Source organism: Microbacterium sp. (genome assembly GCF_044508325.1).
In the GTDB taxonomy this organism is placed as follows: Bacteria; Actinomycetota; Actinomycetes; order Actinomycetales; family Microbacteriaceae; genus Microbacterium.
In genome coordinates, this window is record NZ_JBIQHX010000041.1 from 1 (window position 1) to 6,150 (window position 6,150).

The window sequence follows — 6,150 nt, forward strand, 5'->3', positions numbered from 1 at the left end:
GGATGCCGCGCTGGCTCGACCGCATCCTCCCCCACTTCGACATCGAGGGCGAGGCGGTCGAGCGCGAGCTGGCCCTGGCGTCCTGGCCGGAGGACGGCGACCGGTACGCGCTGGCCGGCGACGACGTGGCCGTGCGTGCGGACGGCGGCCGGCACGCCGGCGAGGTCGCGCTGTTCGAGGATGCCTCGTTCCGTGTCGTCCACGGCGGCACGCTGCTCGTGGAGGGCGAGACGCGCGCCACCCGTGCGTTCGCGCTGGCCGTATCGGGCCGCCTGCAGACCGATGACGGCCGGCTGCGGGTCGGCGGCCATCTGCTGCCGGCGCGCGGCGCATGGGTGCGCGCCCACGTCGGGCTCGCGCTGCTGGGCGGTGTCGCCGGCTCCGGCGACTCCGCCGACGCCCCCGCCGACCCGGCCGCCGAGGTGCGCCGCGCGCTCGCGGGCGGCACGCGCATCGTCGTGATCCACGGACTCGACGCGGTCGAGACCGCCGACCGCGATCAGGTCGCCGCGGTGCTGCGCGACGCGGCATCCCGCATCCCCGCGCTCACGATCGTGGCCACCGCGCGCCGCGACGGGCCCGCCCTGGCGCTGCTCGCCGACGCGCACCGCCCCGGCGTGGAGGCCCTCGCCCTGCGCACCCGACTCCCGTTCTCCACCGAGGTGACAGCATGACCCGCATCCCCATCGAGCGCGCCCGTGCGCGCCGGCCCATCACCTGGATCACGATCGTCGGCGTCGTCCTGCTGCCGGTGGTCATCGGCGGCCTGCTCGTGGCCGCCCTGTACAACCCGGTCGAGCGGCTCGAGCAGGTGTCGGCAGCCGTGGTCAACGACGACGAGCCGGTCACGATCGACGGGCAGTACATCCCTCTCGGTCGCCAGCTCACCGCCGGCCTGGTCTCAGGCTCGGACGACGAGGCGAGCAATCTCACCTGGACCATCTCGAACACCGAGGACGCGGCAGCGGGCCTCGCAGACGGCACCTACTCCGCAGTCGTCACGATTCCGTCCGACTTCTCCGCGGCCGCCACCTCCACCCGGCCGGGCCAGACCCCTCAGCAGGCGACCATCGAGGTGCGCACCGCCCCCGACGCACTCGTCGTCGACGACGCGATCACCGCGCAGGTGACCCGGACCGCGGCATCCCTCATGGGCGACGGACTCTCCCAGGCCTACCTCGAGAACGTGTTCCTCGGCTTCACGACCCTCGGCGACCAGCTCGGCGAGGCCGCCGACGGCGCCTCGACGTGGGCCGACGGTGCGCGCGAGGCGGCCGACGGCACGATCTCGCTCGCAGACGGCGTGCGTCAGCTCGCCTCGGGTGCGGGACAGCTCAGCAGCGGCGCCGGCACCTGGGCGGCCGGTGCCGCGTCGGCCGCGGACGGACTGGACTCGTGGGCCGCGGGAGCGCGGCGCACCGCATCCGGCGTGGCGACGATCTCGTCGCAGCTCACGCCCATCGCCGACGGACTCGCGCAGGCTCCGCAGATCCCGCAGCAGGTCGTCGACGCCGCGCAGGGTCTCGCCGCGAACAGCGAGCAGATCCAGGCGACGGTGACGGATGCCGCGGACAGGCTCTCCGCGCTGGCGGCATCGTGCGCCGAGGAGGGCGGGTCCGCCGAGCTGTGCGCGGCGCTGGAGCAGGTCGCGGCGCAGGCGAACGACGCGCTCCCTCAGGTCACCGGGATGATCGGCCAGTCGCAGGCGATCGCCGACGGCGTGGGCGGGCTCGCCCAGCTCCCGGCCCTCGGCGCCGGGCTGCAGCAGATGGCCGCCGGACTCGGCGAGGCGTCCGCGGGGATGAACGCGCTCGCCGGCGGCGCATCCGAGGCCGCGGGCGGCGTGCGGCAGCTCGCCGACGGGGCCTCGGGCATCGCGTCCGGCGCGTCCGGTCTCGCCTCCGGCGCCGCCGGGGCAGCGGACGGCGCGGACGCGCTGGCCTCGGGCGTCGAGCAGCTCGCCGGCGGCTCGGACACCCTCGCGAGCGGGCTGCACCAGGCATCCGACTCGCTGCCGTCGTACACCGACGACGAGGCCCAGAGCCTCGCGGAGGTCGTCACGACGCCGGTGGGCGCCGACGGTGCAGGGACGAACCTGTTCGGTGCATCCGCGATCCCGCTGCTGGCGATGGTCGCCCTGTGGTTCGGCGGCATCGCGTCGTACATCGCGCTGCAGGCGGTGCCGCGCAGCGCGCTGACCTCGCGGCGGCCGTCTGCGCTGCTGGCGCTGCGCGGCCTGTGGCCGGCAGCCGCCATCGGCGCCGTGCAGGGCGCGCTCGTGGCCGGCGTCGTGCAGCTGGCCGCCTCATACGACGCCGGCACCTGGTGGGGCTTCGCCGCGGTGTGCGTGCTCGCCGGCGTGGCGTTCGCCGCGGTCAACCAGGCGCTCGTCGCCGTGTTCGGCGGCGCCGGGCGCTGGATCGCCACCCTCGTCGGCGTGCTCGCCGTCGCCACCGGCATCGTCTCGACAGCGCCACAGGTGCTCGCTGCTGTCGCGGGGATCCTGCCGACGGCACCGGCCTACAACAGCATGGTGGGGGCACTGACCGCCGCGGGCGGCGTGGGGGCGGGCGTCGCGGGGATGCTCATCTGGAGCGTGCTCGCCTTCGGCGCGACGGTCCTGGCCGTGGTGCGCCGGCGCACGACGAGCGCGCGGGCGCTGCTGGCGGCACCCGCCGCCGCATAGTCGCCGGGGCGGATCAGCTCAGGCCGCTGTAGACGTGCAGGCCCTTGAAGAACATGTTCACGATCGTGAAGTTGAACATGACCGCGGCGAAGCCGATGATCGACAGCCATGCGGACCGGGTGCCGCGCCAGCCGCGCGTCGCGCGTGCGTGGATGTAGCCGGCGTACAGCACCCAGATGACGAAGGTCCACACTTCCTTCGTGTCGAAGCCCCAGAACCGGCCCCAGGCGTCGTTGGCCCAGATCGAGCCGGCGATGAGCGTGAAGGTCCACAGGATGAACCCGATGATCGCGAACCGGTAGGCGAGCGATTCGAGGCTGTCCGATCCGGGCAGCGTGCGCAGGAAGCGCGGGCCGGTGCGGACCTGCGCGGCCTCGCCGGCGCCTGAGGCATCCGCCGCCGCCAGGACGGACTTCCGCTCTCGTCGCGCCTGCATGAGCTGCAGCACCGACAGCGCGAACGCGAGGGCGAAGAACGCGGTGCCCAGCGATGCGACGAAGACGTGGATGACCAGCCACACCGACTTGAGCGGGTCCATGAGGGGGACGATCTCGACGTAGAACGCCAGGGTCGCCCCGCCCAGCAGCAGCACGACGAGCCCCGTGATGAAGCTGCCGAGGAACCGCAGGTCGTAGCGGAAGAGCACGGCGAGGTACACCGCGACGATGAGCATGGTGCCCGTGAGCGAGAACTCGTACATGTTCGACCACGGCACACGCTCGGCGGCGATTCCCCGGGTGACATCGCCGGCGACGTGGAAGAGGAAGGCCAGGACCGTCAGCGACGTGCCGATGCGCGCCCAGACGTACCTCGGCCTCGCAGACGAGGTGATCTCGCCCGCGGCGCGGGCCGGGGCGGCGGGCGCCTCGCCGATCTCGGTACGGCCTCCGGCGGCCACGAGCTGCGGCTCGCGCACGCGCGCGTCGCGGGTGTCGCGGGCCGACACCGCCAGCGCCGAGCGCTTCGACAGGTCGACGGCGTAGGCGATGAACGCCAGCGCGTAGATCGCGATGGCGGTCCACACCAGCAGCACCGAGATTTCGTCGAGCGTGAGGCTTTGCGGCATGGCGTCCAGTCTACGCGCGGGCCTCGGCACCCCCCGACGCGGCGAGATCGGCGGCGAGCGCGGTGCCGTGCCGCTGCGCGAGCTGGTCGACCGCGGCGCCGAGGGTCGGATCCTCGCCGCGGGCCAGGCCCGCGTACTCGACGCGCAGCGCGCGGCCGTCGGCGACGACCTTGACCCACATGCGGCGCCGCGGCACGAACAGGGCCAGCAGCAACCCGAGCGTGGCCAGCACCGCGAACACCAGCGCCCAGGGACCGGCGGCGTCGTGGTGGATCGACAGCGACGCGAAGCGCTTCACGGGCTGGACGAATCCGTCGGCGGTGACGTCGTCGAAGGTGATGGTGCCGTACCCGCCGGGCAGGTCGGCCGTCTCGCCGGGCAGCAGCCGGATCGCGTCGACCCCGGTGTCGCCGCCTGCCAGCTGCGTCAGGTCGGTGGTGTCGAGCGCATAGACCGAGCGCGGCACGCCGTCGTCGATGCCGAGGTCGCCGCTGAACACGTTGAAGGTCAGCAGCGGATACACGAGGTCGGGGTACACGGAGCTGAGCGCACCGGTGTCGAGCTCCACCGCGGTGGGGTAGAAGAACCCGACGAGCCCGAGCTGCGCGGGCAGGCCGTCCGGGACCTTGATCACCCCGATGGAGGTCATCCGCGAATCCTGCGGCAGGAACGGCACCGAGTCGTGGAAGACGACGGTGCCCTCGGCATCCCGCACCGTGATCGTCGGCGCATAGCCGTTGCCCATCAGGTACACCTTGTCGGGGCCGATGCTGAGGGGATGGTTCACGCGCACCTCGCCGGTCTGCGGGGTCTCCCCGGCCAGCTGCGTCGTCAGGTGCGCCGCGAAATCGCCCGCCTGCCCTGCGGCGTTCGAGTCCGGCGGCTGATACGTCACGTCGAACCGGTCGAGGGTGAGCGAGTACGGCTCGAGGCTCTCGCCGTCGACGAGGCGACCCGGGTTGAACGACGAGTAGTCGGTGAGGGCGTTGACGAAGGTCGTGCCCTCGACGACGACCTTCTGCCCGGTGTAGGTGAAGGCGCCGCCGATGCCGACCGAGACGAGCACCCCCAGCAGCGCGACGTGGAACAGCAGGTTGCCGGTCTCGCGCAGATAGCCGCGCTCGGCCGAGACCGAGAAGGCGCCGCGGACGTCGTACCGGGCCACCCGATAGCCGGAGCGCTTGAGCTCGCGCTCGGCGAGTTCGACCGCGCGCTCGGCGTCGGCGGAGGCATCGCGGCCGGGGACGAGCTCGACCAGCTGCTCCCGGTGGTCGGCGAGGCGGCTCAGGCGCGCAGGGGTGCGCGGCGGGCGGGCGCGCAACGCGGTGAGATGATGCTTCGTGCGCGGGATGACGCAGCCGATGAGCGAGACGAACAGCAGGATGTAGATCGCCGAGAACCAGGGCGAGAGGTACACGTCGAACAGCCCGAGCCGGTCGAGCACGGGGAACAGATCGGGGTTGTCGGACTGCCACTGGCTGACGCCGTTGGGGTCGGCGCTGCGCTGCGGGAAGATCGAGCCGGGCACGGCGGCGATCGCGAGCAGGAGCAGGAGCACCAGTGCGGTGCGCATGCTGGTCAGCTGCCGCCAGGCCCAGCGCAGCCAGCCGACCGGACCGAGCGCGGGCTGGGTGACCTTCGAGGCGTCTGCGTCGACCGGGGCGGGCGGCTCGGATGACGCACCGCCGACGTAGTCGTCGGGTCTCAGCGGCCCCTCGACACGCTCGGGAACCGGGCTCTCAGAGCGGGAGCGGGACACTGGCGAACACCCCCTGCAGGTGCGACATCAGGGCGCCCCACACGCCGGTGACCATGAGCACGCCGAGGACGACGAGCATGGCACCGCCCACGAGGTTGACCGCGCGGATGTGACGGCGCACGAAGTCGACCGAGCGGCTCGCCCACCCGAAGCCGAGGGTGATGAGGACGAAGGGGATGCCCAGGCCCAGCGAGTACGCGAGGCCGAGCACCGCGCCGCGGGCGGCGGATCCCGAATCCAGGGACATGCCGAGGATCACCGCGAGGGTCGGGCCGATGCAGGGGGCCCAGCCCAGGCCCAGGGCGAGCCCGAGCAGCGGGGCGCCGGCAAGGCCCAGACTGCTGCGCACCTGCGGCCGGGCGATGCGCTGCGCGAACCCGAACACGCCGATGAACACCAGGCCCAGCAGGATCACGACGATGCCCATGACCCGGGTGATGAGGTCGCGGTACTCGAAGAGGAAGCGCCCCACCGCCCCGCCGAAGATGTTCAGCGCCATGAACACGACCGTGAACCCGGCGATGAACAGCAGCACGCCCAGCAGCAGCCGACCGCGCGTGGCGACGGGAGCCTCGGTGGCCACCATTGCGCGCTCGGCGCGTTTCGTCTCGCCTTCGGCTCGCTCAACGACCGGGAGGC

General features: G+C 72.9%; 4 protein-coding genes and 1 pseudogene. 2 read left to right on the forward strand and 3 right to left on the reverse strand.

The window, feature by feature from the left end; all coding sequences use genetic code 11:
• Both ACIWQI_RS16040 and ACIWQI_RS16045 read left to right on the forward strand, forming a co-directional pair.
• Window positions 1-674: pseudogene (locus ACIWQI_RS16040) on the forward strand (MMPL family transporter); the annotation flags it as partial.
• Window positions 671-2,686, forward strand: coding sequence for a YhgE/Pip domain-containing protein (locus tag ACIWQI_RS16045; RefSeq protein WP_396658953.1), 2,016 nt, complete (start codon window positions 671-673; stop codon window positions 2,684-2,686). The pseudogene ACIWQI_RS16040 and the gene ACIWQI_RS16045, both read left to right, overlap by 4 nt.
• Before the next feature lie 13 nt (window positions 2,687-2,699).
• On the opposite strand, the gene ccsB is transcribed toward ACIWQI_RS16045, so the two are convergent.
• From ccsB to ACIWQI_RS16060, 3 genes are all read right to left on the reverse strand, one after another.
• Window positions 2,700-3,752: a c-type cytochrome biogenesis protein CcsB gene (gene ccsB / locus ACIWQI_RS16050; RefSeq protein ID WP_396658954.1), complete on the reverse strand. Its 1,053-nt coding sequence runs from the start codon at window positions 3,750-3,752 to the stop codon at window positions 2,700-2,702.
• 10 nt (window positions 3,753-3,762) lie between these two features.
• Entirely contained in the window at window positions 3,763-5,511 is a 1,749-nt protein-coding gene (locus ACIWQI_RS16055) for a cytochrome c biogenesis protein ResB (RefSeq protein ID WP_396658956.1), read from the reverse strand.
• Window positions 5,492-6,150, reverse strand: a 659-nt coding sequence (locus ACIWQI_RS16060) for a cytochrome c biogenesis CcdA family protein (protein WP_396658957.1), incomplete at its 5' end; no start/stop codon positions are given. The genes ACIWQI_RS16055 and ACIWQI_RS16060, both read right to left, overlap by 20 nt.